At 74.3% G+C, this 23,753-nt stretch carries 20 protein-coding genes; 14 read left to right on the top strand and 6 right to left on the bottom strand.

Annotated elements, in window-relative coordinates; translation table 11 throughout:
- Positions 1 to 13 precede the first annotated feature (13 nt).
- The 12 genes from ACGFI2_RS03185 to efeB all read left to right on the top strand — a co-directional run bounded on the left by ACGFI2_RS03185 (position 14) and on the right by efeB (position 15,787).
- Positions 14 to 4,294 carry a toxin glutamine deamidase domain-containing protein gene (locus ACGFI2_RS03185; protein WP_393509736.1) on the top strand — a complete coding sequence of 1,427 codons (4,281 nt, stop codon included), beginning with the start codon at positions 14 to 16 and terminating at the stop codon, positions 4,292 to 4,294.
- On the top strand, positions 4,291 to 4,758 hold the full coding sequence (locus tag ACGFI2_RS03180; protein WP_393509733.1) for a hypothetical protein: 468 nt from the start codon (positions 4,291 to 4,293) through the stop codon (positions 4,756 to 4,758). The genes ACGFI2_RS03185 and ACGFI2_RS03180 overlap by 4 nt, the downstream gene beginning before the upstream one ends.
- A 33-nt stretch (positions 4,759 to 4,791) precedes the next feature.
- The gene (gene nfi, locus ACGFI2_RS03175; protein WP_393509730.1) at positions 4,792 to 5,445 is read left to right on the top strand and encodes a deoxyribonuclease V; all 654 of its coding nucleotides are present in this window, start codon (positions 4,792 to 4,794) and stop codon (positions 5,443 to 5,445) included.
- A gap of 113 nt (positions 5,446 to 5,558) precedes the next feature.
- Positions 5,559 to 6,512 (top strand): hypothetical protein, encoded by a 954-nt coding sequence (locus ACGFI2_RS03170; protein WP_393509727.1) that lies wholly within the window; start codon positions 5,559 to 5,561, stop codon positions 6,510 to 6,512.
- Positions 6,513 to 6,694: 182 nt separating this feature from the next.
- The gene (locus tag ACGFI2_RS03165) at positions 6,695 to 6,901 is read left to right on the top strand and encodes a Trm112 family protein (protein WP_393509724.1); all 207 of its coding nucleotides are present in this window, start codon (positions 6,695 to 6,697) and stop codon (positions 6,899 to 6,901) included.
- Positions 6,898 to 8,094: an SIS domain-containing protein gene (locus ACGFI2_RS03160; protein ID WP_393509721.1), complete on the top strand. Its 1,197-nt coding sequence runs from the start codon at positions 6,898 to 6,900 to the stop codon at positions 8,092 to 8,094. The genes ACGFI2_RS03165 and ACGFI2_RS03160 overlap by 4 nt, the downstream gene beginning before the upstream one ends.
- A 28-nt stretch (positions 8,095 to 8,122) precedes the next feature.
- Complete coding sequence (locus ACGFI2_RS03155; RefSeq protein WP_393509718.1) at positions 8,123 to 9,163, top strand: cation diffusion facilitator family transporter; 1,041 nt, start codon at positions 8,123 to 8,125, stop codon at positions 9,161 to 9,163.
- Between the two features lie 3 nt (positions 9,164 to 9,166).
- Complete coding sequence (gene manA, locus ACGFI2_RS03150; RefSeq protein ID WP_393509715.1) at positions 9,167 to 10,327, top strand: mannose-6-phosphate isomerase, class I; 1,161 nt, start codon at positions 9,167 to 9,169, stop codon at positions 10,325 to 10,327.
- 278 nt (positions 10,328 to 10,605) lie between these two features.
- The gene (ahcY, locus tag ACGFI2_RS03145; RefSeq protein ID WP_393509712.1) at positions 10,606 to 12,105 is read left to right on the top strand and encodes an adenosylhomocysteinase; all 1,500 of its coding nucleotides are present in this window, start codon (positions 10,606 to 10,608) and stop codon (positions 12,103 to 12,105) included.
- Positions 12,106 to 12,296: 191 nt separating this feature from the next.
- On the top strand, positions 12,297 to 13,307 hold the full coding sequence (efeU, locus tag ACGFI2_RS03140; RefSeq protein WP_393509709.1) for an iron uptake transporter permease EfeU: 1,011 nt from the start codon (positions 12,297 to 12,299) through the stop codon (positions 13,305 to 13,307).
- 30 nt (positions 13,308 to 13,337) lie between these two features.
- Positions 13,338 to 14,468: an iron uptake system protein EfeO gene (efeO, locus tag ACGFI2_RS03135; RefSeq protein WP_393509706.1), complete on the top strand. Its 1,131-nt coding sequence runs from the start codon at positions 13,338 to 13,340 to the stop codon at positions 14,466 to 14,468.
- Positions 14,465 to 15,787 carry an iron uptake transporter deferrochelatase/peroxidase subunit gene (efeB, locus tag ACGFI2_RS03130; protein WP_393509703.1) on the top strand — a complete coding sequence of 441 codons (1,323 nt, stop codon included), beginning with the start codon at positions 14,465 to 14,467 and terminating at the stop codon, positions 15,785 to 15,787. The genes efeO and efeB overlap by 4 nt, the downstream gene beginning before the upstream one ends.
- A 16-nt stretch (positions 15,788 to 15,803) precedes the next feature.
- Here the strand turns inward: efeB and ACGFI2_RS03125 are convergent, their stop codons facing one another.
- Positions 15,804 to 16,751 carry an RDD family protein gene (locus ACGFI2_RS03125; protein WP_393509700.1) on the bottom strand — a complete coding sequence of 316 codons (948 nt, stop codon included), beginning with the start codon at positions 16,749 to 16,751 and terminating at the stop codon, positions 15,804 to 15,806.
- 6 nt (positions 16,752 to 16,757) lie between these two features.
- On the opposite strand from ACGFI2_RS03125, the gene ACGFI2_RS03120 reads away from it, so the two are divergent.
- On the top strand, positions 16,758 to 17,729 hold the full coding sequence (locus tag ACGFI2_RS03120; protein WP_393509697.1) for a stage II sporulation protein M: 972 nt from the start codon (positions 16,758 to 16,760) through the stop codon (positions 17,727 to 17,729).
- 83 nt (positions 17,730 to 17,812) lie between these two features.
- On the opposite strand, the gene ACGFI2_RS03115 is transcribed toward ACGFI2_RS03120, so the two are convergent.
- The 5 genes from ACGFI2_RS03115 to ACGFI2_RS03095 are packed head-to-tail and all read right to left on the bottom strand — an operon-like array spanning position 17,813 to position 22,842.
- The gene (locus ACGFI2_RS03115; RefSeq protein WP_393509694.1) at positions 17,813 to 19,123 is read right to left on the bottom strand and encodes a DUF58 domain-containing protein; all 1,311 of its coding nucleotides are present in this window, start codon (positions 19,121 to 19,123) and stop codon (positions 17,813 to 17,815) included.
- Positions 19,120 to 20,109, bottom strand: a complete 990-nt coding sequence (locus tag ACGFI2_RS03110; protein WP_393509691.1) for an AAA family ATPase — start codon at positions 20,107 to 20,109, stop codon at positions 19,120 to 19,122. Before ACGFI2_RS03110 ends, ACGFI2_RS03115 begins: the two co-directional genes overlap by 4 nt.
- Positions 20,106 to 21,374 (bottom strand): DUF4350 domain-containing protein, encoded by a 1,269-nt coding sequence (locus tag ACGFI2_RS03105; RefSeq protein WP_393509688.1) that lies wholly within the window; start codon positions 21,372 to 21,374, stop codon positions 20,106 to 20,108. Before ACGFI2_RS03105 ends, ACGFI2_RS03110 begins: the two co-directional genes overlap by 4 nt.
- Positions 21,371 to 22,003 (bottom strand): DUF4129 domain-containing protein, encoded by a 633-nt coding sequence (locus ACGFI2_RS03100; protein WP_393509685.1) that lies wholly within the window; start codon positions 22,001 to 22,003, stop codon positions 21,371 to 21,373. The genes ACGFI2_RS03105 and ACGFI2_RS03100 overlap by 4 nt, the downstream gene beginning before the upstream one ends.
- Complete coding sequence (locus ACGFI2_RS03095) at positions 22,000 to 22,842, bottom strand: hypothetical protein (protein ID WP_393509682.1); 843 nt, start codon at positions 22,840 to 22,842, stop codon at positions 22,000 to 22,002. Before ACGFI2_RS03095 ends, ACGFI2_RS03100 begins: the two co-directional genes overlap by 4 nt.
- A 211-nt stretch (positions 22,843 to 23,053) precedes the next feature.
- On the opposite strand from ACGFI2_RS03095, the gene mtrA reads away from it, so the two are divergent.
- The gene (gene mtrA / locus ACGFI2_RS03090; protein ID WP_091060316.1) at positions 23,054 to 23,743 is read left to right on the top strand and encodes an MtrAB system response regulator MtrA; all 690 of its coding nucleotides are present in this window, start codon (positions 23,054 to 23,056) and stop codon (positions 23,741 to 23,743) included.
- Positions 23,744 to 23,753: the final 10 nt, after the last annotated feature.

Below are 23,753 nucleotides of genomic sequence, written 5' to 3'. Positions count from 1 at the left end.
GGAGGATCCGCGCGTGAGCTTGCTGCCCAGCCCGATCCCGCATCCGCTCGACTACTGCCCCTGGGACGTGCCCGGCTGGATCTACGAGGCCCTCGACTGGGTGGTCGGCGTGGAATGGCCCGAGGGCAACGAGCGCGCCGTCTGGGACCTGGCCGACCAGTGGTACGGCGTGGCCGGCGTCCTGGTCGGCCCGCGCGACGACGCCGTGACCGCCGCCGGCGAGGTGAAGAGCGGGTACGGCGGGGTCGGCCTGGTGGCGCATGCGTTCGACACGGCGTGGGACAAGGTGGCCGGGGGCGAGGACGCCCCGCTGCACGTCCTGGTGGCGGCCACCGACGAGTTGGGGCGGTTGGTCGACTCCTGCGGCTGCGACATCGAGGGCGCGAAGCTGGAGGCCTGGATCGAGCTGGGCATCCTAGTCGTGGAGCTGCTGTCCCTCGTGGTGGTCACCGTGCTGACCCTGGGCACGGCGTCACCGGCGGCCGGGGCCGCGATCGCCGCCACCCGGGTCGCGGTGCAGCAGATCTTCAAACGGTTGGTGGCCCAACTGGCCCGCAAGGCGATCCGGGAAGGTCTGAAGGAGGCGGGCGAGCGGGCCGCCAAGGAGGTCGTCAAGAGCGGCGCCCGTGGGCTCGCCCGCAAGGCGGTGCTCGGCGGGCTGGTGGAGGCCGGGCAGGAGGCCGGCACCAGCCTGGCCACCCAGGCCTACCAGAACTCCACCGGTCGCCGGGACGGCCTCGACCTGACCGACGTGGGCGCGTCGGGGCTCGGTGGTTTCGCCGGTGGCGCGGCCGCGCCCCTCGCCGGCCTCGGCCGGCACGCGAGCGGACGGTTCGCCCGGATCGGCGAGCACCTCGGGCGGGAGATGGCCGGCGAGAGCCTCGCGGAGACTGCGGCAGGGCTGGCCACCGGCCAGGGCCCGTCACTGGAGGACCTGGCCCGCGCCGCGGCGTCAGGTGTGAGCGGGTCCGCCACCGGGCAGGCCGACACGGCGCTGCACCACCGGCTCGACGGGAAGCTCGGCGGCCTCACGGCTCCGCCGGTCGGCCTGGACGTGCCGCCCGGCACCGATCCGGCCGCGCTCGTCCCGACGCAGCGACCGCCCGAGCCGCCCTCGCCCGTCCAGACTGGTGTGCCGGTGGCCGGTGAGACTCGGGCGGATCTCGCCGCCGCCCCATCAGCCGCCATGCCGGTGGCCGACGCCCTGACCGCGACGCATCACCCGTCTCCAGTGGACCCGGCGCGACCGACGCCGGAGATGATCGCCTCAGCGCTGCCCACCGCGGAGAGCGCCGGTTCCACTACGGTGACCACCGGCCCGGCACCCGCTGCGGTCGCGAGCACCCCGACCCTGTCCTCGGTGACCGTCGAGGCGCCCGCCACCTCCCTGGCCGTCCCGGCCGACCTCCGAGGGGGCGCAACCCTCGCGCCCGGCACCCCAGACACCGGGGTTCCACATCAGCCGGCCCCGATGCACCCAGCGGCGGCTGCGCCGGCGACGCTGGGCACCTCGGTCACGGACGCTTGGCACTCGACGGTGCCGCAGTCGCCGGACCGAGCATCGCCGGGGGTCGGCACTGTGCGATCAGGCTCGCTGACCGTCGCCCCGGCTCATCCGCCACCACCACCGGCGTCAGGGTCGGCAACACCCGATCCGGACGTGCGTCCCGTACCGAATACTCGCTTCCCGCTGCTCGAGACACTGTCCCCCGCGACCTCGCCGAGCCCGTCGCCCAACATCTTTCATCCGCAGCACTCTCCCTCGCCGAACGACGATGCGCTTCGAGAACGGGCCGAGCGTCTGGCGGCCGACCGGGAGGCATTCGAGCGACGCCGCTACCGCGGCTATCTGCGGTCCCAGCGGGACTGGTTCGAGGACCGCCGACGACAGACCCGGGCGGACTGGCTCCACGAACGCGCCGACTACCACGAGGAACGGGCAAGTGACTGGGCGGCGCAGGCTACTGAGCTGCGCCGAGCGGGGCGGACGCTGGCCGCCGAACGGTGGCACCGCGAAGCGCACGAGGCCGGCCTGGAGGCGTCCGAGCTGCGTGACGAGGCGAGGCGCGTCCTCGCCGGGAGGGTCGTGCCGGAACGGGTGATGGTCGAGGACGACCTCGACTTCTACCGGATCAACGACGACGTGGCCGACCTGGCGCTCGGTGCGGTGGAGACGGCCGACGAATCCGCGCTCAGCGGCCACGGCCATCCACCACCCGTCGACCGCTCGCGCCCCTACGGTCGCCGTGGTGGACTCCGGCCGCCGCTCGCGCTGCACCAGACCGACCTCGAACGGCAGATGCCCCGCAACCCGGACGGCAGCGTGGTCCGGGCCGCCGACCCCCGGCGCGGCGGGTGGTTCCGGCTGGCGAACGACGGCGGTCCGGCCGCCGACGCCACCCGGGGCATCAACTGCCTCGACTGCACGCTGTCGTTCTTCGAGACGTGGATGCACGGCCGGCCGCGTGTCGCCGCGCCGCGTACCTTCGACGGCTACCTGGCGGGCGACGTCCGCCGGCCGGTCGGCGGTGAGGTGGACGGTCCGCTGCGGGTCGAGGAGACGACCGGCGGGCGGTTCCAGGACCTGTGCGCGCCCGATCGGTCCGGGGTCGACGGCGACGACCGGCGGAGGCTGGTCGAGCGCGGCTACCGCGACCTGCACGCCCAACTGGCGTCGGGCGGCCACGGCAGTTACGCCTTCCTCATCACCAGCTTCGAGGGTGGTGGCTCGCACGCCTGGGTGGCGCTGAACCAGAACGGCACGGTCCTCTACCTCGATCCGCAGAGCGGGACGGTGGCGGACCAGCCGCTCTACCGCCACAGCGGGGTACCGTTCGCCGGCAACGTGGTGGACGTGGACGCCCTGGTCCTCGGCCCGGACGGCCGCCCGATGCCGCTCGCGGGCCGGCCGCCCGGCAACTTCAACGTGCTGCCCGAGCCACTGCACCGTCCGGCGCCGCCCCGACTCCCGGACCCGCCACCCCAGTACGTCGGGACCGTGCCGGACTTCAACCGCGTCCACCTGCTCGGTGAGTCGACCACGTTCCACCGCCCGCCGGGCACTTCACTCCCGGGCAGCGCGCCGCCGGTCGAACCGAAACCGGAACAGGTACGCGGGGCGCACCGCGAGGCGCACGCGGCCCGGATCGCCTCCGGGCTCTACGTGCGCGACGCGCTGGCGACGAGCGGCAGCCTGGACGACGCCTTCGCCGCCGGGGTGACGCCGGTCGAGTTGGCGCAGCACGCCGACGGGCCGACACTGCGACGGCTCGTGCCGGGCATGGATGAGAGCGCAGCCGGTGACCTGAAGCGGCTGTTCACCGACCCGCGCGTCCAGCGGATGCTCGACCAGAGCTGGGAGGCGCCGCCTCGGCGCGAGGAGTTGCTGGCCGAGACGCTGGTGCGGCAGCTCGCGGAACGGCCCGACCTGGTCCGGATGATCCTGGCGACTCCGGAACTCGCCAACTCCCTGACGGCCAGACCGGTGACCCTGCACCACCTGGCCAGCCACCAGGAGGCCATCGACGTACTCGGCGACGTGCTCCAGGAGATCCGGGATCGCGGCGGGAAGGCAGTCGCCTCGGCTCCCACACCTGCTGTTGAGCCCACCCCGCTCACCCGAGAACAGATCGGGGTGAGCCTGCAATTCGAGGGCGATCGCCCGTTGGCCCTCCAGCCCGGATTCGACAAGGCCCGATCCGGTGACCTGGCTTACCGGAGGTCTTACCTGGATCAGTTGTATCGGGATGCGGTGATCGCGCAGAGCGAACTCGACGCGCTTGGTCGTGAGCTGGCTGGTCTCTCGACCAACGGGGCCGAGTACAAGCCACGACCTGGGCCGAAGGATCGTGCCCGAGCCGAAGACAAGATCGCGCGCAACGGCGGGCAGGCCGATCGTCTCCGTGATCTTGCTGCGGGCAGAGTTTCGTACCAGGCGGTGGACGATCTCTACGCCGGGCTCGCGAGTCTCTGCACCAATCCACATCTCCGGGTGGCGAGATTCGAGGACCGGTTCCGTAAACCTCAGGACAGTGGATATCGAGATATCCAGTTCTTGGTGCGAACCTCTACCGGCCATATCGGTGAGTTCCGGTTGCAGTTGGGCGCACTGGATCAGGTGGCGGAATGGGAGCATTCCCTGTTCGAGGTGTCCCGTGACCTGGAGGCGGTGTCCCGGAGTCAGGGCCGTAGCCTCTCTGTCGCGGAAACAGCGATCCGGAAGGGCATCGTTCGGCGTCAACGCGATCACTTCTGGGCCGCACTTCAATCAACCCTGAGCGGCGGGCAGCAATGACGGAAGCGGCGGACGGACTCAGCCTCGCCGGCTACTACGACTACTACGACACCCCGGTGAAGATCCTGCCTACCACGGAGGGTGGCCTGGCCGCGTGGCGGTTGGATCGCGGGACGGGTGGTTGGCAGCGGGCCAACGACATCATCGACGAGATCGCCTACGCCATGGGAGGCGAGATCTTCGTCCGGTCGGCTGGCCGATTCGTGCAGCGAGTCGAAGAAGAGCGAGGTCTGAGCCTGAAAGGCGACGGACCGGTCTTCGCGCTCTACGAGACCGTGCGGGCGATCGAGGAGCAGGCCGTCGCCGAGCGGCGCGCGTACACACCGGACGAGGCGGCGCTCATCCGGGGCATTCGGCGGCGGACCTTCGTGATGTTCGAGGAGCAGCTCCAGCGGGCCGGTGACCCCGGTGCCGACCCCACCATCGCGAGCGCCGCGACGGGCGGGGACGCCGAGCGGTCGTGACGGTGCCGTACCGGCCGCCGGCCGCCGGCCGACGTGGCGGAGGCGCGACGCGTACAGGAGGAGTTGCGGTCCCGGGTCGAGCTGGTCGGGCCCGGTCCGAGCGCGCCCGCGACGGTGGCCGGGCTGGACGTCGCGTACGCGCAGAGCGGTGACCGGCTCGCGGCGGCCGTCACGGTGCTGGACGCCGTCGGTCTCGACGTGGTGGACGAGGCGGTGCACGTGGGCCGGCCGGCCTTCCCGTACGTGCCGGGGCTGTTCGCGTTCCGCGAGATGCCGGCGTTGCTGGCGGCGCTGGACCGGCTGACCGTCTGCCCCGAGCTGCTGGTCTGCGACGGGCACGGGGTGGCGCATCCGCGCCGGTTCGGGCTGGCCTGCCACCTGGGTCTGGTGACCGGGCTGCCGGCGATCGGCGTGGGCAAGACGCCACTGGTCGGCTCGTGGACCGGGCCCGGCCCCCGGCGTGGCGACTGGGCTGCGCTGCGTGACGGGGACGAGGAGGTCGGGCGGGTGCTGCGTACGCAGGACGGGGTCCGTCCGGTCTTCGTCAGCGTCGGGCACCGCATCGGGTTGGACGAGGCGGTCGAGCGGGTACTGGGTCTGACGCCTCGCTTTCGGCTGCCGGAAACCACCCGGACGGCTGACCGGCTCTGCCGGCGGGCGCTCGCGGCGGGTGGTGACCCGGGCTGACGGCGTTCGCGTGTCGCGGCGCACATGTCGAGCGTTCGATGAGCAGGGGTGCGGGTGGCCCGGTAGTAACCTGACCGGCGGATCCCGTCCGGGGCGGAAACGGTGAGGTGGAGATGTCGGTGAGGCGGCACGCGGCACGCTGGGTCACGGTCGGCGCGTTGCTGGGTGGCCTGGTGGCCGCCCCGGCGTCCCCGGCGATGGCCGAGGGCGACCGGGTCGGGCTGCGCTCGGCGGGCAGCTTCACCGCCGGCGGGTCGGCGGGCGCGGTGGCGATCGAGGTGCGCAAGCGCACCGAGGGGTGTGTGCAGCTGCGCACCGTGCTCGGGCTGAGGCTGGACGGCCTGCGCGCGGACCAGGTCCGGGTGCAGGTGGCGACCGCCGGCCGTTGGGTGGCGGTGCCGGTGGCCGATGGCGGTGGCGGTGGTGTCATCACCACCGGTCAGGTGGCGCCGGTCGACCGACCGCTCTGCAAGGGCAAGGGCGCCACCGTGCGCTACCGGGTGACGTTCCTGGCCGGTGCCGTCGGCGGTCGGCTGGAACTCGCGGGTGAGGCGAGCGCCGCGAACGGCCAGGTGCTCGGCCGGGCCGGCCGGTCGGCCCGGCTGGTGGGCGCGGAGCGTACGCCGAGCCCGAGCCCGACGCCCTCCCGCAAGCCTTCGCCGACCCCCACGCCCAGCGCGGCCGCCTCCACGGCGGCCGAGACGGCCAGCACGTCGCCGGTGGTCGCCGCCGTCGACCCGGCCGCCGGCGCCGCCGACGACGACTCGTCCTCCGGAGGTTCCCTCATCATGTGGTTCGGCATCGCGCTGGTACTCGTCGGCGCCGCACTCATCGTCCTGCTGGTGCGCCGCAGCCGCACGGACCGGACGGACGGCGGCCCGGCCGCCGACCAGCCGCCGGTCCCGCTGCCCCGCACCAGCACCACCTACCGCTCGGGCACGCCCGGGCCGGCCCCGACGGTGTACGGCGGCGCGACGCCGCCCCGCCCGGCCGGCAACGTGTACGGGGCGCCGCCGGCCCAGCCGGTCGAGGACGCCACCAGCGTGTTGCCCCGCTTGCCGGACTGAGCCGGAACCCGGTGGGTCACCGGGGTTACGGTGACCCTGAGTGGCGGCGGCATGACCCGGCCGCCGGGCCGATCGGCGGGTGTCGAACGGGCCCCGGTGCCGGGCCCGGTTCGCCGTTAAGATCGCGTGCGCCGGACGGCACCGCCGACCGGTGAGACCGCATACGTGGAAGGAGCCGCGCCGTGGCCCTGGACCCGCAGTTGCTCGAGATCCTCGCCTGCCCGGACACGCACCACGCCCCGCTCGACTACGACCCGCAGGCGCAGACCCTGACCTGCACGAAGTGCGGTCGCGTCTTCGAGGTGCGCGACGACGTCCCGGTGCTGCTCCTGGACGAGGCGCGCGGTGGACCCGCGGCCGACGACGCGCGGGGCGGGTCGTCGCGGTGATGGACGGTACGGCCGGGGTCAGCGGGCACCGGCACGCGGACGAGGCACTGCTTGACGATCCCGCGCTGCTGGCCGAGCGCGATCCGGGCGGCATGCTCCGGTTCACCGCCTCGGCCGGCGCCCAGGTGCGCGAGTCCGCGGCGCTGGCGGCCGAGGCGAACCTGTCCGTGCTCGGCGACGACGGACGCCCGCGGGCGGTGGTCATCGCCGGCATCGGCACCGCCGGGCGTACCGGTGACGTGCTGGCCACGGTCGCCGGGCCGCGCTGCCCGGTGCCGGTCATCCCGCACCGCAGCGCCGGCGTGCCGGGCTGGGTGGGCGCGGCGGACGTGGTCATCGCGGTGAGCGCCTCCGGCCGCAGCCCCGAGGCGTTGGGCGCGGCCGAGGCGGCGCACCGGCGCGGGGCCCGGCTGGTCGCGGTCGGCGCTCCGGACTCGCAACTCCAGTCGGTGGCCGAGCGGGCCCGGGCGCCGTTCATCCCGGTGCCCCGGCGCGCCCCGGCCCGGGCCAGCCTGTGGGCGCTCACCGTGCCGGTTCTGCTGGCCGCCCGTACGCTCGGCCTCGTGAAGGTCAACGAGGCGGACCTGGCCGAGACCGCGGCCCGGTTGGACGCCGACGCCGACCGGTGCCGGCCGACCGCGGAGTCCTTCGTCAACCCCGCGAAGTCGCTCGCGTTGGGCCTGTCGGGGTCGATCCCGATCGTCTGGGGCTCGTCCCCGCTGGCCACCGTGGCCGCCCGCCGGTTCGGCGACACGTTGTCGGCGAACTCCCGCTACCCGGTGGTCAGCGGCGCGTTGGGTGAGGCCGGCCGGGGCCGGGTGGGCCTGCTCGACGGCGTCTTCGGCGGCCTGGCGGAGGGTGAGCGGGACATCTTCGCCGACCGCGACGACGGTGACGACGGCGGCATCCGGCTGCGGTTGGTGCTGCTGCGCGACGGCGGGCTCAACGCCGACGACGACACCGACGAGCCGCTGGCGGTGGAGGAGCGCCGCGCGGACGCGGTGCAGACGCTCGCCGAGCGGCGCGGGGTGCGCTGCGACGTGGTGACCGCCGAGGGCGGCTCCGCCCTGGAGCGCCTCGCGTCGCTGGTGGCGGTCCCCGACTTCGCCTCGATCTATCTCGCCCTGGCACACGGGCTGGACCCGATGGCGGTTCCGGCCATCACGGAAATGAAGGAGCTGGCAAACCAGTGAGCACGTGCGGCATCGAGCGAGGCGGGGAATGAGCGCAAACGGGGGCACCAAGGCGATCGTCGCCGCCCTGGCGGCGAACGTCGGCATCGCCGTCACCAAGTTCATCGCGTTCCTGCTGACCGGCTCGTCGTCGATGCTGGCGGAGTCGATCCACTCGGTGGCCGACTCCGGCAACCAGGGTCTGCTGCTGATCGGCGGCCGGCGGGCCAAGCGGGAGGCCACGCCGCAGCACCCGTTCGGGTACGGCCGGGAGCGCTACATCTACGCGTTCATCGTGTCGATCGTGCTGTTCAGCCTCGGCGGCCTGTTCGCCCTCTACGAGGCCTACCACAAGGCGTCCGACCCGCACGGGATCGACAGCTGGCAGTGGGTGCCGGTGGTGGTGCTGCTCGCCGCGATCGTGATGGAGGGCTTCTCGTTCCGCACCGCGATCAAGGAGTCCAACCTGATCCGGGGCAATCAGACCTGGATCAGGTTCATCCGCCGGGCCAAGGCCCCGGAGCTGCCGGTGGTGCTGCTGGAGGACCTCGGCGCGCTGATCGGTCTGGTCTTCGCGCTCTTCGGCGTCGGCATGACGCTGGCCACCGGCAACGGCATGTGGGACGCTGCCGGCACCGCGATGATCGGTGTGCTGCTGGTGGTCATCGCGATCACGCTGGCGATCGAGACGAAGAGCCTGCTGCTCGGCGAGGGCGCCGAGCGGGGCGAGCTGGCCAAGATCGAGCGAGCCGTCACCGGCGGCCCGGAGGTCGAGCGGATCATCCACATGAAGACGCTCTACCTCGGCCCGGAGGAGCTGATGGTGGCCGCGAAGATCGCGGTGCCGGCCTGCGAGAGCGCCGAGGAGCTGGCCCGGGGCATCAACGCCGTCGAGGCGCGGATCCGCCGCGAGGTGCCGATCGCCCGGGTGATCTACCTGGAGCCGGACATCTGGAGCGCGGCGGCGGAGCGGGCGGGCACCGGCCAGGCCGCCGACACCGCGGTGCCGGAGGCGGCGGTGAACGGCGCCGGCGCGACCGCGCCGGAGGCCGGAATGGCCGACGAGGTGGCCGGACGACCCGGGAGCTGACCGATGGAGTTGCTGCAGGGCCGGATCCGGGACTACGCCTGGGGCTCGCGGACCGCGATCGCCGAGTTGCAGGGTCGGCCGGTACCGAGCGCCGGGCCGGAGGCCGAGCTGTGGCTGGGCGCCCACCCGGGCGCCCCGGCCACGGTCGACCGGGACGGCCGGCCGGTGAGCCTCACCGAGCTGCTGGTGGCCGAGCCGGGGCACTGGTTGGGCGAGCGGCTGGTCCGCCGGTTCGGCACCCGGCTGCCGTTCCTGCTGAAGGTGCTCGCCGCGGACGCGCCGCTGAGCCTGCAGGCGCATCCGGACGCCGAGCAGGCCCGGACCGGGCACGCGGCCGACGACGGGCGGGTCAACTACGTCGACCCGTACCACAAGCCGGAGCTGCTGGTGGCGCTGGAGGAGTTCGAGGCGCTCTGCGGCTTCCGTGACCCGGTCGAGTCGGCGGCGGTGATCGCCGGGTTCGGCGTACCCGCGTTGACGCCGGTGGTGGCGATGTTGCGCACCGGGCCGGCGGGGCTGCGGGAGGCCGTACGCGCGCTGTTGAGCTGGCCGGAGGCGGAGCGTGCGGGGCTGGTGGCGGCCCTGCTGGCGGCGGCGACCGCCGGGCCGGCGTCGCCGGACGCCGCGCTGGTGCGCACGCTTGCGGTCGGCTATCCGGACGACCCGGGCGTGGTGGTGGCGCTGCTGCTGCACCACGTCCGGCTGGCGCCGGGTGACGGGATCTGGATGCCGGCCGGCAACCTGCACGCCTACCTGCGCGGCACCGGTGTCGAGATCATGGCGGCCAGTGACAACGTGTTGCGCGGCGGGCTGACCCCGAAACGCGTCGACGTGGACGAGCTGCTGCGGGTGCTGCGGTTCGAGGTGCTGATCGACCCGGTCCTCCGGCCGGAGCCGGTGGCGCCGGGGGTGCTGACGTGGCCGGTGCCGGTGGAGGATTTCGCGTTGCACCGGGTGGTGGTGGGCGCCGGGGCCCCGGCGGTGCGGCTGACGCTGCCCGGTCCGCGGGTGGTGCTCTGCCGGGCCGGCAAGCTGTCCGTGGACGACGGCGTCGGCGTGGTGGCGTTGGGCGCGGGCCAGTCCGCGGTCGGTACGGCGGCCGGTGGCCCGCTGGCGCTGGCCGGGGACGGCGAGGCGTTCGTGGCCACGTGTGGCCTGCGCTGAACCGCTGATTTCCCCGAACCGACCCGACGTCCCGGTCGCTTACGGTAACTTCATGGGTACGCAGCGTTGTCGCGACGAAGGTCCGGGAGCGCGCGGGGAACCAAACCGGGGGGATGCACGGGGCGGCCGGGCCGTGGGCGGAATATCCGTTCACGACCGACCGCCCCGTGCGCTGTCCACGGACCGGCCGCCTCCTCGTCCGCCAACCGACCCCGGGTGAGCGGGCCCACGCGCGTAAGGTGGAAGGCTGCGCAGCACTTCCTTCGACAGGAGCTTCCATGACCAGCACCCTCCCGGCGGCCACCAGCGGCCCGTCGTCCGGCGCCCGGCCGAGCACCCTCGCCGAGGGCGACTACAAGGTGGCGGATCTGTCGCTCGCCGAGTTCGGCCGCAAGGAGATCCGGCTCGCGGAGCACGAGATGCCCGGCCTGATGGCGATCCGGCGCGAGTTCGCCGACGCCCAGCCGCTCGCCGGCGCCCGCATCACCGGCTCGCTGCACATGACCGTCCAGACCGCCGTCCTGATCGAGACCCTGGTCGCGCTCGGCGCGCAGGTCCGCTGGGCGTCCTGCAACATCTTCTCCACCCAGGACCACGCCGCCGCGGCGATCGTGGTCGGTCCCGAGGGCACTCCCGAGGCCCCGGCCGGCGTCCCGGTCTACGCCTGGAAGGGCGAGACGCTGCCGGAATACTGGTGGTGCACCGAGCAGGCGCTCGCCTGGCCGGACGGGGCGGGCCCGAACATGATCCTCGACGACGGTGGCGACGCCACCCTGCTCGTCCACAAGGGCGCCGAGTTCGAGAAGGCCGGGGCCGTGCCGTCGGTCGAGTCCGCCGACTCCGAGGAGTACGCGGTCATCCTCGAGCTGCTGCACCGCTCGCTCGGTGAGGACGCCCAGCGCTGGACCCGGATCGCCGCCGGCATCAAGGGCGTCACCGAGGAAACCACCACCGGCGTGCACCGACTCTACGAGATGCACCGCGCCGGCACCCTGCTCTTCCCGGCCATCAACGTCAACGACTCGGTGACCAAGAGCAAGTTCGACAACAAGTACGGCTGCCGCCACTCGCTCATCGACGGCATCAACCGGGCCACCGACGTGCTGATCGGCGGCAAGATGGCCGTCGTCATGGGCTACGGCGACGTCGGCAAGGGCTGCGCCGAGTCGCTGCGCGGCCAGGGCGCCCGGGTCGTGGTGACCGAGGTCGACCCGATCTGCGCGCTCCAGGCGGCGATGGACGGCTACCAGGTGGCCACGCTGGACGACGTGGTCGAGCAGGCCGACATCTTCATCACCGCGACCGGCTGCTTCGACGTGATCACCAACGAGCACATGGCCCGGATGAAGCACCAGGCCATCGTCGGCAACATCGGCCACTTCGACAACGAGATCGACATGGCCGGTCTGGCGAAGCGGAGCGACGTCACCCGGGAGAACATCAAGCCGCAGGTCGACGTGTGGCGCTTCGACGACGGCCACGCCATCATCGTGCTCTCCGAGGGCCGCCTGCTGAACCTGGGCAACGCCACCGGGCACCCGAGCTTCGTGATGTCGAACTCGTTCGCCAACCAGACCATCGCGCAGATCGAGCTGTTCACCAAGACCGACGAGTACCCGATCGGCGTCTACGTGCTGCCCAAGCACCTGGACGAGAAGGTCGCCCGGCTGCACCTGGCCGCGCTCGGCGCCAAGCTGACCACGCTGACCAAGGAGCAGGCCTCCTACCTGGGCGTCTCGCCGGAGGGCCCGTTCAAGGCCGAGCACTACCGCTACTGAGTTCCGCGCCCGGAGGGGACCGGGGTCGGCCGCCGCGCGGCCGTCCCGGTCCCTTTCGCGTACGCGGGCTGTCGGCCCTCGGTCGGCCCGGTGACGTTGCCGTGAACGACTTGACGTGGGCGCCGGAACAGGAGCAAGGTATGGCTGCCCTAAGTTAACTGAGGCATACCTGACCTACGACGGAGTAACTGATGTTCGCCACGTACCTGATCGGCCTGCGGGAGGGCCTGGAAGCGACCCTGGTGGTCAGCATTCTGGTCGCCTTCCTGGTGAAGTCGCAGCGGCGTGACCGACTGCCCCAGGTCTGGGCCGGTGTCGGCCTGGCCGTGGCGCTCTCCGTCGTCTTCGGCTCGCTGATCCAGTACACCTCGACCTCGCTGCTGCGGACCTCCGAGTCGCGCGAGTTCTTCGAGGCGGTCACGTCGGTCGCCGCCGTGGTCTTCGTGACCTGGATGATCTTCTGGATGCGCAAGGCGGCCCGGTCGATCGCGGGCGAGCTGCGCGGCAAGCTCACCGAGGCGCTCGCCGTCGGATCGCTTGCGGTCGCCGGGATGGCCTTCCTCGCGGTGATCCGGGAGGGTCTGGAAACCGCGCTGATCTTCTATGCCGCCGCGGAGAGCGTGGCCGGCGGCACCGGGGCGGGCTCGCTGCTCGCCCTGATCGGCGGCATCGTCACCGCCGTGGTGATCGGCTTCGGGCTGTACCGCAGCGCCCTGAAGATCAACCTGAGTCGCTTCTTCACCTGGACCGGCGCGTTGCTGATCCTGGTGGCCGCCGGCATCCTCAAGTACGGCGTGCACGACTTCCAGGAGGCCGGTGTGCTGCCCGGCCTGAACAACCAGGCGTTCGACATCTCCGCCACGCTCGACCCGAACGCCTGGTACGGCGCGCTGCTCGCCGGCATGTTCAACATCACCGCCGCGCCGACCGTGCTGGAGCTGGTCGCCTGGGTCGCCTACGCGGTCCCGGTGCTCGTGCTCTTCCTGCGCAAGCCGGCCCGGCCGGCCGCGCCCGCCGCGCCCCCCGCCTCCCCGGCGACGTCCGTCACGACCCCGACCGCGCCCGTCGCGTCCCCGGCCGAGCCCGTCGCGTCCCCGGCCGAGCCCGTCGCGACGCCCGCCGAGGCCGCCGCCCCGGTCGAGGAAACCGCCCCGGTCGAGCGGCCGCAGCCGGCCGCCGCCGCCCCGTCCCCGCGCGCCTGACCGGCCCGTCTCCGAGGAGAACCCGCACCGATGCGTAACACTCGATTCGTCGCGCCCGCCGCCGCCGGGTTGCTCGCCGTCGCCGGACTGGCCGGTTGCGGGGGCGGTGACGACGCCGACGCCACGGCGGGCGGCCCGATCGCCGTCAAGGCCACCGACACCGCCTGCGAGGTCGGCAGCACCGCGATCGACGCCGGTCAGGTGACCTTCAAGGTGACCAACTCCGGCTCCAAGGTCAACGAGTTCTACGTCTACGCCGCGGGCGACCGGGTGATGGGCGAGGTCGAGAACATCGCCCCCGGGCTGAGCCGCGAACTGCGGGTCGAGTTGCCCGCCGGGACGTACGAGACCGCCTGCAAGCCGGGGATGAGCGGCCGGGGCATCCGGGGCGCGCTGAAGGTCAGCGGCACCGCCGCGACCGTCGCGCCGGACGCCGCGCTCGCCGAGGCCACCGCCAGCTACCAGCGCTACGTGCGCAGCCAGACCGCCGCCCTGCTCACCAAGACCGAGGAGTTCGTGGCCGCGGTCAAGGCCGACGACGTGGCGAAGGCCAAGGCGCTCTACCCGGTGGCCCGCACCTACTGGGAGCGGATCGAGCCGGTCGCGGAGAGCTTCGGCGACCTCGACCCGAAGATCGACGGCCGCGAGGAGGTGGTCGAGGAGGGCATGGAGTTCACCGGCTTCCACCGGATCGAGAAGGACCTCTGGACCACGGGGGACATCAGCAAGGACGGCCCGATCGCCGACCAGCTCCTGGTCGACGTCAAGGCGATCGTGGCCAAGGCCGACGCCGAGAAGCTCACCCCGCTCCAGCTCGCCAACGGCGCCAAGGCGCTCCTCGACGAGGTCGCCAGTGGCAAGATCACCGGCGAGGAGGAGCGGTACTCGCACACCGACCTCTGGGACTTCAACGCCAACCTGGAAGGCTCGAAGGCCGCCGTCGCCGCGCTGCGCCCGGCCCTGGAGCAGCGCGCGCCCGACCTGGTCAAGCAGCTCGACGCCGAGTTCGCCAACGTCGAGGCCGCGCTCGGCAAGCACCGGGCCGGCGACGGCTGGAAGCTGCACACCCAGCTCAGCAAGGCGGAGCTGAAGGAGCTGTCGGACACCATCAACGCGCTGGCCGAGCCGGTCAGCAAGATCGCGGCGGCCGTCGCGCGATGACCAATCCGGCCGGCGGTGACGCGACGAGCGAGCCGAACGACTCCCAGGCCGGACGCGGCGTCTCCCGACGTCGGGCGATGACCCTCGCCGGTGTCGGCGTGGCCGGGGTGGCCGGAGTGGCGGCCGGCGCGGGCGCCCTGCTCGCCGGCGGCGACCAGGCGTCCGCCACCGGGACGGCCGCCGGGGCGGTGCCGTTCCTCGGCGAGCACCAGGCCGGCATCACCACCGCCGCCCAGGACCGGCTGCACTTCGTCGCGTTCGACGTGGTCACCAAGGACCGGGACCGGCTGGTCGCGATGCTCCAGGAGTGGACCGCGGCCGCGGCCCGGATGACCGCCGGCAGGGACGCCGGGCTGATCGGCGCGGTCGGCGGCATGCCGGAGGCCCCGCCGGACGACACCGGCGAGGCGCTCGGGCTGCCCCCGTCGCAGCTCACCGTCACCGTGGGCTTCGGCCCGACGCTGTTCCGCGACGCCCAGGGCCGGGACCGCTTCGGCATCGCCGACCGCCGCCCCGCCGCGCTGGCCGAGCTGCCGCACTTCGCCGGCGACGCGCTCAAGCCGGAGCTGTCCGGCGGCGACATCTGCGTCCAGGCCTGCGCCAACGACCCGCAGGTGGCGGTGCACGCCATCCGCAACCTGGCCCGGATCGGCATGGGCGTGGTCAGCGTCCGCTGGTCACAGCTCGGCTTCGGGCGTACCTCGTCGACGTCGCGGGACCAGGCCACGCCGCGCAACCTGTTCGGCTTCAAGGACGGCACCGCCAACCTCAAGGCCGAGGACGCCGGCCTGCTCCGCGAGCAGCTGTGGGTGCAGCCCGGCGACGGCCCGGACTGGATGGCCGGCGGCTCCTACCTGGTCACCCGCAAGATCCGGATGCTGATCGAGACCTGGGATCGCAGCCCGCTGGCCGAGCAGGAGACGATCACCGGCCGGACCAAGGGCAGCGGCGCCCCGCTGGGCCGCCGCGACGAGTTCGACGAGCCGGACTTCGCCGCCAAGGGCGACGACGGCCAACCGGTCATCGCGGAGAACGCGCACGTGCGGCTCGCCCACCCGGACCAGAACGGCGGCGCCCGCCTGCTGCGCCGCGGCTACAACTTCGTGGACGGCTCGGACGGGCTGGGCCGGCTCGACGCCGGACTCTTCTTCATCGCCTACCAGCGGGACCCGCGCAAGCAGTTCGTGCCGATCCAGACCCGGCTGGCCCGCAACGACGCGATGAACGAATACCTGCGGCACGTCTCCAGCGGCCTGTTCGCCTGCCCGCCCGGCGTGCGCGACGCGGCCGACTGGTGGGGCCGCACGCTGTTCTCCTGAGCCGGCCCGCCCGCGCTCAGCGGCGTACCGGATCGGGCTCGGCGGGCTCCGGCGCGGCCCGCCGCAGCGGGGCCGGGATCGGCGTGGCCGGCGCCGGGGCCAACTCCGGCCAGAGCGTGTCGGTGACCGCGCGGGTGCGACCCGACCGGTACGCGGCCCGGCGCCCCCGCTCGGCCAGCACGGCCGTCAGGTAGGCCCACTCCGGGGCGTGCCACGGCGGCGGCGGTGACGTCACGGCGGCCACCTCCGCCCACAGCTCCCGGCCCAGCCGGATCCGGTCCGGCGCGGCGAGCTGCGGCAGCCGGTGCACGTACTGCCGGACGGCCAGGGCCAGCCCGTCGTCCACCCGGGTCAGGTCGAGCGTGGTCGCCCAGGCGAGCAGCGGCGGCACGGCCGGCGGCAGTGGCCGCCACACCGCGGCGGCCCGGGTGTGCACCACGAGCGTGCCGGCGACCAGGTCGCCCAGCCGCCGGCCACGCCTGTCGGTGAGCATCACCGTCACGGTCGCCGCCCAGCTCAGCAGCGGCAGCACCAGGCCGGGCCACTCCACCGCGACACCCACCAGCGCCCGGGTGAGCGACTGCCCGGCACCGACCGGCCCGCCGTCGGCCCGCACCACCCGAAGCCCCACCGCCAGCTTGCCCACCGTCCGACCACCGGCGAACCGTTCCATCACCACCGGATAGCCGACGAACACCAGCACCAGCAGGACGACCTGGAGGCCACCGGCCAGGGCGGCGTCCATCACGTCCGGGGGCAGCGCGAGCACCAGCATCGACAGCGCCGCGCCGAGCACGAGCGCGAGGCCGAGCTGGACGATCAGGTCGACCAGCAGAGCGAGCACCCGGGAGCCCAGCCGGGCGACCCGGACGTCCAGCTCCACCGCCTCGCCGCTGACCAGACCGGCGTCGGCCCACCGGGACGGCGGGGGAGGTTGCGCGCGCACCCCGACAGTGAACACCATGGACGAGTGGATCTCGACGCGTACGTGGCGGAGCATGGCGCCGAGTGGCGGCGGCTGGAGCAGTTGACCGGCCGGCGTCGCCTGGACCCGGCCGAGGTCGACGAGTTGGTCACGCTCTACCAGCGGACCGCCACCCACCTCTCCACGCTGCGCAGCCGGGCCCCCGAGCCGGCGCTGGTCGGGCGGCTGTCCCACCTGGTCCTCGGCGCCCGCGCCCGGATCACCGGCCGCCCCCGGCCGTCCTGGGCATCGGTGCGCCGGTTCCTGCTGGCCGACCTGCCGGCCGCGCTCTACCGGGCCTGGCCGTGGTGGTGCGGCGTCGCCACCGGATTCAGCGCGCTGACCGCGTTCCTCATCTGGTTCGTCGCCGGCCACCCGGACACCGCCGCCGCGTTCATCGGCGCCGAGTCGGCCCGGCAACTCGTCGACTCCGGCTTCGCCGGCTACTACACCGAGTTCGCCGCGCCGACCTTCGCCTTCCACCTGTGGACGCACAACGCCTGGCTGGCGGCCCAGTGCCTGGCCGCCGGCGTGCTGGTGCTGCCGGTGTTCTGGCTGCTGTGGCAGAACGCGCTGAACCTCGGCGTGGTGGGCGGGGTGATGATCTCCTACGACCGGGCGGACGTCTTCTTCGGCCTGATCACGCCGCACGGCTTGCTGGAGCTGACCGGCATCCACATCGCCGCCGGGGCCGGCCTGCGGACCGCCTGGGCGTGGATCGCCCCGCCCGCGCATCTCGGGCGCGGCCGGGCGGTGGCCGAGGCCGGTCGGGCGGCCATCGTGGTCGCGGCCGGTCTGGTCGGGCTGTTCGCGGTGTCCGCGCTGCTGGAGGCGTTCGTCACCCCGGCCCCGCTGCCGGTGGCCGCGCGGGTGGCGGCCGGCGCCACGGTCTGGGCGGCGTTCCTGGCGTACGCCCTCCTCCTGGGCCACCACGCCGCTCGCCGCACCACCTCCACCGCCGGCCCTGCCGGCCGCTGATTCACGGAAACAGTGGCCATTGAGCCCGCCACAGCCACTGTTTCCGTGAATCAGGGCGAAAGTGGGGGTGGGTGGGCGGGCGGTCAGAGCTGGCCGGTGGCCTTCAGGCGCAGGTAGGTGTCGGCGACGGCGGGCGCGAGCCGGTCGGCGGCCACGTCCACCACGGTCACCCCGTGCCGGGACAGCGCGGCGCGCACCCGGTCGCGTTCGGTGAGCGCCCGCCATGCCGACGCGGCCGCGTACGGGTCGTCGGGGCCGGTCGGCGTGGCGGTGGCGAGGCCGGTCAGCACCGGATCGTGGGTGGCCGCCAGCACCACCCGGTGCCGGGCGGCCAGCCGGGGAAGGACCGGCAGCAGCCCTGCCCGGAGCGCGGCCGGGTCCAGGGCGGTGAAGAACACCACCAGGCTGCGCCGTCGCTCGCGACGCAGCACCTCGGCGGCGATCAGCTCGAAGTCGGTCTCGGCCAGCGCCGGCTGGAGCGGCGCCATCGCCTCGACCAGGCGGGTGAGCAAGGCCGGCCGGCCGCTGCCGGTCACCCGCGCCCGCACGGCGGTGTCCACCGCCAGCAGGTCGACCCGGTCGCCGGCCCGGGCAGCCAGTGCGGTGAGCAGCAACGCCGCGTCGATGGCGGTGTCCAGCCGCGGCTCGTCGCCGAGCCGGACCGCCGAGGTGCGGCCGGTGTCCAGCACGCAGACGAGCCGCCGGTCCCGCTCCGGGCGCCAGGTGCGGACCAGCACGTCGGCGCGGCGGGCGCTGGCCCGCCAGTCGATCGACCGGACGTCGTCGCCGACGGCGTACTCGCGCAGGGTGTCGAACTCGGTGCCGTGGCCGCGCCCGCGCGTCACCTGGACGCCGTCGATCACCCGCAGCCGCGCCAACTTCTCCGGCAGGTGCCGCCGGGAGTCGAAGCGCGGCAGCACCCGCAGCGTCCACGCCGGTGTGGCCGGTCGTCCGGCCCGCTGCCGGAAACCCAGCCGCATCGGCCCGAGCGAGCGCACGGTGAGCGCCACCGCCGGCCGGTCGCCGCGCCGGGTCGGGGTGAGGCGGACCGGCAGGGTGGCCGTGCCGCCGGGCGGGACGGTCAGCACCTCGTGCTCGGACCGTTCGGGGTGCGCCCCGGCGGACGGCACCCACGCGTCCCGTACCTGGGCGTGCAGCGTGCGGTCGGTGGGGTTGGCCAGGTGCAGGGTGACGGTGGCGGTGCCGCCGAGCCGGACCGTCCGGTCGCCGGCGCGGTGCACGGTGAGCGCGTGCGGCGGGGCCGCGAGCGCCCGGTCGAGGGCCACCAGCAGCAACACCGCCGCGGTCAGCACGGCGACGCCGAGGAACGGCGCCGGCCAGGCCGGCAGCGTCGCGGCGCCCGCCGCGAGCAGCAGGCCGGCCCGCCAGGTCATCGCGGCGTCGGCACGGTGGCCAGCACCGAGTCCAGCACGGCGTCCACCGTGACGCCCTCCAACTCCACCTCCGGCCGGGGCCGGAGCCGGTGTCGCAGCGTGGGGCGGGCGACCGCCTTCACGTCGTCCGGCGTGACGTGGTCGCGGCCGGCCAGCCAGGACCACGCCTTCGCGGCGGCGAGCAGCGCGGTGGCGCCCCGGGGCGAGGCGCCCAGCTCCAGAGCGGGCGCGGACCGGGTGGCACGGCAGAGGTCCACCATGTAGCCGAGCACCGGTTCGGCCACGTGCACCGCGTGCGCCTCCGCGCGGGCGGCGGCCAGGTCGGCCGCGCCGGCCACCGCGCGTACGCCCGCCGCGCGCAGGTCGCGTGGGTCGAAGCCGGCGTGGTGCGCGCGGAGCACCCCCAGCTCCTCGTCTCGGCCGGGCAGCGGCACCGTCAGCTTGAGCAGGAAGCGGTCGAGCTGCGCCTCGGGCAGCGGGTAGGTGCCCTCGTACTCGACCGGGTTCTGGGTGGCCGCGACGATGAACGGTTCGGGCAGCGGGCGGCGCTCGCCCTCGACGGACACCTGCCGTTCCTCCATCACCTCCAGCAGCGCCGACTGGGTCTTGGGCGGGGTCCGGTTGATCTCGTCGGCGAGGAGCAGGTTGGTGAAGACCGGCCCCTCGCGGAACGTGAACGCGGCGGTGCGCGGGTCGAAGATCAGCGAACCGGTGACGTCGCCGGGCATCAGGTCGGGGGTGAACTGCACGCGCTTGGAGTCGAGGTCGAGCGCGGTGGCCAGGGCGCGCACCAGCAGCGTCTTGGCCACCCCCGGCACGCCCTCCAGCAGCACGTGCCCCCGGCAGAGCAGCGCGATCACCAGCCCGGTGACCACGGCGTCCTGCCCGACGACGGCCTTGCCCACCTCGGCGCGCAGCCGGTGCAGGGCGGCCCGGGCGTCCGACGGGGCGGTGGGCGACGCGGCGGCGATGACGGGTCCGGTCACCGGAGTTCTCCTTCGCTCGGATGCGGGGCCAGGGTACGGGTCAGCGTGTCCAGCTCACGGGCCAGCTCCAGCAGCTCCCGGTCGTTGCCCGGCGCGGGGCCGTGCAGCAGCTCGGCCACCCGTTCCGGGTCGCCACCGGTCCCGGCGGCGACCCGGGCCGCCACCTCCTCGTCCGGTGTGTCGGGAGGCAGGTTGAGCCGGGGCAGGATGCGGTCCAGCGCGGCGTCCCGCAGCGTCCCGGCGACGGTGTCCCGCGCGCCCGCCCGTCGGTAGAGCCGGGCCCGACCGCGAACGGTCTCGGCGGAGCGGACGGCCACCGGCAGCGGCTCCGCCACCGGGGGCCCCAGCCGGCGGGCCCGCCAGAGGACCACCAGCAGCCCGGCCAGGGCGAGCTGCGCCAGGATCGCCCAGAACCAGGCCGGGAACGCGCCCCACAGCGGGTTGTCGGCGCGCGGCGGCGGATCCGTCCGGTCGGGACGTTGCTCGGCGCTCCCGCCGGGTGTGGGCGCGCCGTCGACCTCGCGGGTCGGCGACGGGCTCTGGCGGGTCGGCGCCGCCTCGGGCGCGGGCAGGTCCAGCCACACCACCGGGCGGCCGCCGCCGAGCAGGCCGGTCGCGAGGGCCCGGTTGCCCCACTCGTCGATCCGGTCGTTGCGGAACGGGTCGCTGGCGCCCACCAGCACCACCTCGGTGCCGTCGGCGATCCGCAGGAGCGCGCCGCCGTAGCAGCGATCGGCGCGGTCCGGCCCGGCGTACCGCTGGTGGTCGACCGCGGCGGTGCCGGCGCGGACCGCCTCGGTCAGCCGGCAGGGCGCGCCGTCGGCGTCCGGGGGCAGGGCCCGGGTGGCCCAGCGCCGGCCGGTCGGCTCGACCGGCGTGCCCAGCTCCGCCAGGACGCGGCGGGACGGCTGGACCAGCACCAGCCGGCTGCCCGGCGGCAAGCCGGTCAGGTCGACGAGGGTGTCCGGGCGCACCAGCTCGGGTGCGGGCACGAACAGCGTGCTCGGCGCCGCGCGGGCGGTGCCCAGCGCGCCGGCGGTGTCCGTCGCCCGGCGCACCGGCACCCCCTGCGCGGCCAGCGCCTCGGCGAGCCGGCTGCCCCCGTCGTCATCGGTGGCGACGGGGGAGAGGAAGCCGCGCTCGCCCGGGTCGGGCTGGTCCACCTCGTGCAGGACCAGGGTGATCACGATCAGCAGCACGCCCAGCCCGATCGGGGCCAGGAACCGGTGCCACCGGCGGCGGACCGGCGTCGGGGCGGCGGTCACGGCTGCTCCTCCCCGCCGGTCAGTTCACGCCGCAGGTCGGCGGCGAGGGCGCGCATCCGCTGGTCGTGACCGGCGGTGGCGGGACGCTGGGCGTACCAGAGGTCGGCGAAGATCGTGCCGGCGGCGTGCAGGGTGGGCCGCAGCGTCGGCCGGTTCCGGGCCGCCGCCTCGGTCACCTCGGTGACGGTGAGCCCCGCCCGTGGCTCCACCAACTGCCGCGTGACCAGGAGCCGGACCATCTCGCGCAGCCGTTCCCGGACGGCTTCGGCGTACCGGCCCTCGGCGGCCAGCCGGTCGGCCGCCCCGGGACCGTCGGCCGGCCCGGGCGGCGCCTCCCGGGGAGCGGGCACGCGCGCCGCCGGCAGGTCCGTCCGACGTCGGCGGGCGGGCCGGCGCAGCCGGGGCAGCCGGAGCCGGGGCAGTCGGAGCCGGGGCAGTCGGAGCCGGGGCAGTCGGAGCCGCCGCAACCGGGGCAGCGTGAGCCGGGGCAGCCGGCGGGGCACCCAGGCCGGGAAGGAGTACCAGGCCAGGGCGGCGAGCAACGTGGCGGCCAGCAGGAGCAACGCGACCAGCGGCAGGGGCACCACGTCGCCGAGCGCGGCGACCGTCTCGGTCCACCACCGGCTCACCGCTGGGCCGCCAGCAGCACGGGCTCCGGCACGCCGGCCGGCGCCCGGGAGAGCCGGATGTCCAAGCCCTCGGTGCGGATCCGGGTCTCCAGGTGCAGCACCGCGTCCAGGCAGGCCAGCGCCGGGTACGCGAGTGTGTTCACCGCCACCTGGGCGGTGACGGCCACCGGCAGCGCCCAGGCCGACACGTCGAACAGGCCCAGCAGCCCGAGCCCGTAGGGGACCCCCAACCCGATGCCGAGCCGGACCAGCCACCAGCCCAGGTAGCCGAGCAGCCGGACGGCGGCGGCGCGCCCGCCGACCCGGCCGGCCAGCCGGATCGCCCGCCCCGGGGCCCGGTGTGCCGGCACCCCGTCGAGCACCAGCACCGGCACCACCAGGCCGAGCAGCCCGTACGCCACGAACCAGGCGGGACCGGCCAGCCCGGCGAGGCCGACGACCAGCCCGACCGTGACCGCGACGAGCAGGGTCGCGCCCGGTCGGGCCGCGCGCAGCAGCTCCGACGGCGCGAGGCGGCGGCCGAGCAGCGCCGCCCCGCCGCCGCGCGCGGCCGGATTGCCCAGCAGCGCGATGATCATGGCCTCGGTGGCGGCGCCGACCGCGAGCAGCAGCCAGTACCAGCCGAACCGTGGCTCGCCGCCCGGCCACCAGCCCGGCGGGTGGGCGCCGGCCAGCACCCGCATCGGGTGGAGCAGGGCCTGCTCGGCCAGCGCCAGCGGGACGGCGAGCGGAAGGAGCACCCGGGCCTGGTCACGCAGCAGCAGGACGGCGGCGTCCAGCAGTTCGCCGACGGTCAGCGGGCGGCGCGGGAGCACCGCGATCGGGCCGGCGTCGGACACGCGTACTCCTGGGCGGCGGGGTAAAGGTGGCGGGCGGGGCGGCACCCGAGGGATCATGGTTGCACGGCGGGTCCGCATCCGGTTGACCCGTCCGCCGTGGCGCGCCACGCTGGCCGGGCGCGCCGCGGGCTGTGGTGCGCGGGCGCGCTCGGCGCTACCGTGCCGGAAAGACTCCGACCTCCGACCGAACGGAGATGGAACGATAAACCCCATGAGAGCCCGCGTACTCGTGGTCGACGACGACCCCGCCCTTGCCGAGATGCTCGGCATCGTGCTGCGCAGCGAGGGCTTCGTGCCGTCCTTCGTCGCCGACGGAGAACGGGCATTGGCCGCGTTCCGCGACAGCCGGCCCGACATCGTCCTGCTCGACCTGATGCTGCCCGGGATGAGCGGCATCGACGTGGCCCGGGCGATCCGGGCCGAGTCCGGCGTGCCCATCGTGATGCTGACCGCCAAGAGCGACACCGTCGACGTGGTGCTGGGGCTGGAGTCCGGCGCCGACGACTACGTGGTCAAGCCGTTCAAGCCCAAGGAGCTGGTGGCCCGGATGCGGGCCCGGCTGCGTCGCGGCGAGGACGTCGCGCCGGAGCTGCTCACCATCGGCCCGCCCGGCAACCAGATCACCATCGACGTGCCCGCGCACACGGTCAGCCGGGACGCCGAGGAGGTGAAGCTGACCCCACTCGAGTTCGACCTGCTGGTCGCGCTCGCCCGTAAGCCGCGCCAGGTCTTCACCCGCGAGGTGCTGCTGGAGCAGGTGTGGGGTTACCGGCACGCCGCCGACACCCGGCTGGTCAACGTGCACGTGCAGCGGCTCCGCGCCAAGATCGAGCCGGATCCGGAGCGACCCGAAATCATCCTCACCGTTCGGGGCGTGGGCTACAAGGCGGGCACCGGATAACCTGGGCAGC

Origin of the sequence: Micromonospora sp. NPDC049282 (assembly GCF_043197045.1) — a bacterium.
In the GTDB taxonomy this organism is placed as follows: Bacteria; Actinomycetota; Actinomycetes; order Mycobacteriales; family Micromonosporaceae; genus Micromonospora.
The sequence above is the reverse complement of the archived record's forward strand: the minus strand, read 5'-3'. Positions and strand labels throughout refer to the sequence as shown.

Bases quoted from the DNA above. Each gene is read 5' to 3' on its own strand.
- ACGFI2_RS03125 (WP_393509700.1), bottom strand. From the start codon at position 16,751: ATGGTGTTCACTGTCGGGGTGCGCGCGCAACCTCCCCCGCCGTCCCGG.
- mtrA (WP_091060316.1), top strand. From the start codon at position 23,054: ATGAGAGCCCGCGTACTCGTGGTCGACGACGACCCCGCCCTTGCCGAG.
- efeB (WP_393509703.1), top strand. From the start codon at position 14,465: ATGACCAATCCGGCCGGCGGTGACGCGACGAGCGAGCCGAACGACTCC.
- manA (WP_393509715.1), top strand. From the start codon at position 9,167: ATGGAGTTGCTGCAGGGCCGGATCCGGGACTACGCCTGGGGCTCGCGG.
- efeO (WP_393509706.1), top strand. From the start codon at position 13,338: ATGCGTAACACTCGATTCGTCGCGCCCGCCGCCGCCGGGTTGCTCGCC.
- efeU (WP_393509709.1), top strand. From the start codon at position 12,297: ATGTTCGCCACGTACCTGATCGGCCTGCGGGAGGGCCTGGAAGCGACC.
- ACGFI2_RS03180 (WP_393509733.1), top strand. From the start codon at position 4,291: ATGACGGAAGCGGCGGACGGACTCAGCCTCGCCGGCTACTACGACTAC.
- ACGFI2_RS03170 (WP_393509727.1), top strand. From the start codon at position 5,559: ATGTCGGTGAGGCGGCACGCGGCACGCTGGGTCACGGTCGGCGCGTTG.
- ACGFI2_RS03115 (WP_393509694.1), bottom strand. From the start codon at position 19,123: ATGACCTGGCGGGCCGGCCTGCTGCTCGCGGCGGGCGCCGCGACGCTG.
- ahcY (WP_393509712.1), top strand. From the start codon at position 10,606: ATGACCAGCACCCTCCCGGCGGCCACCAGCGGCCCGTCGTCCGGCGCC.
- ACGFI2_RS03155 (WP_393509718.1), top strand. From the start codon at position 8,123: ATGAGCGCAAACGGGGGCACCAAGGCGATCGTCGCCGCCCTGGCGGCG.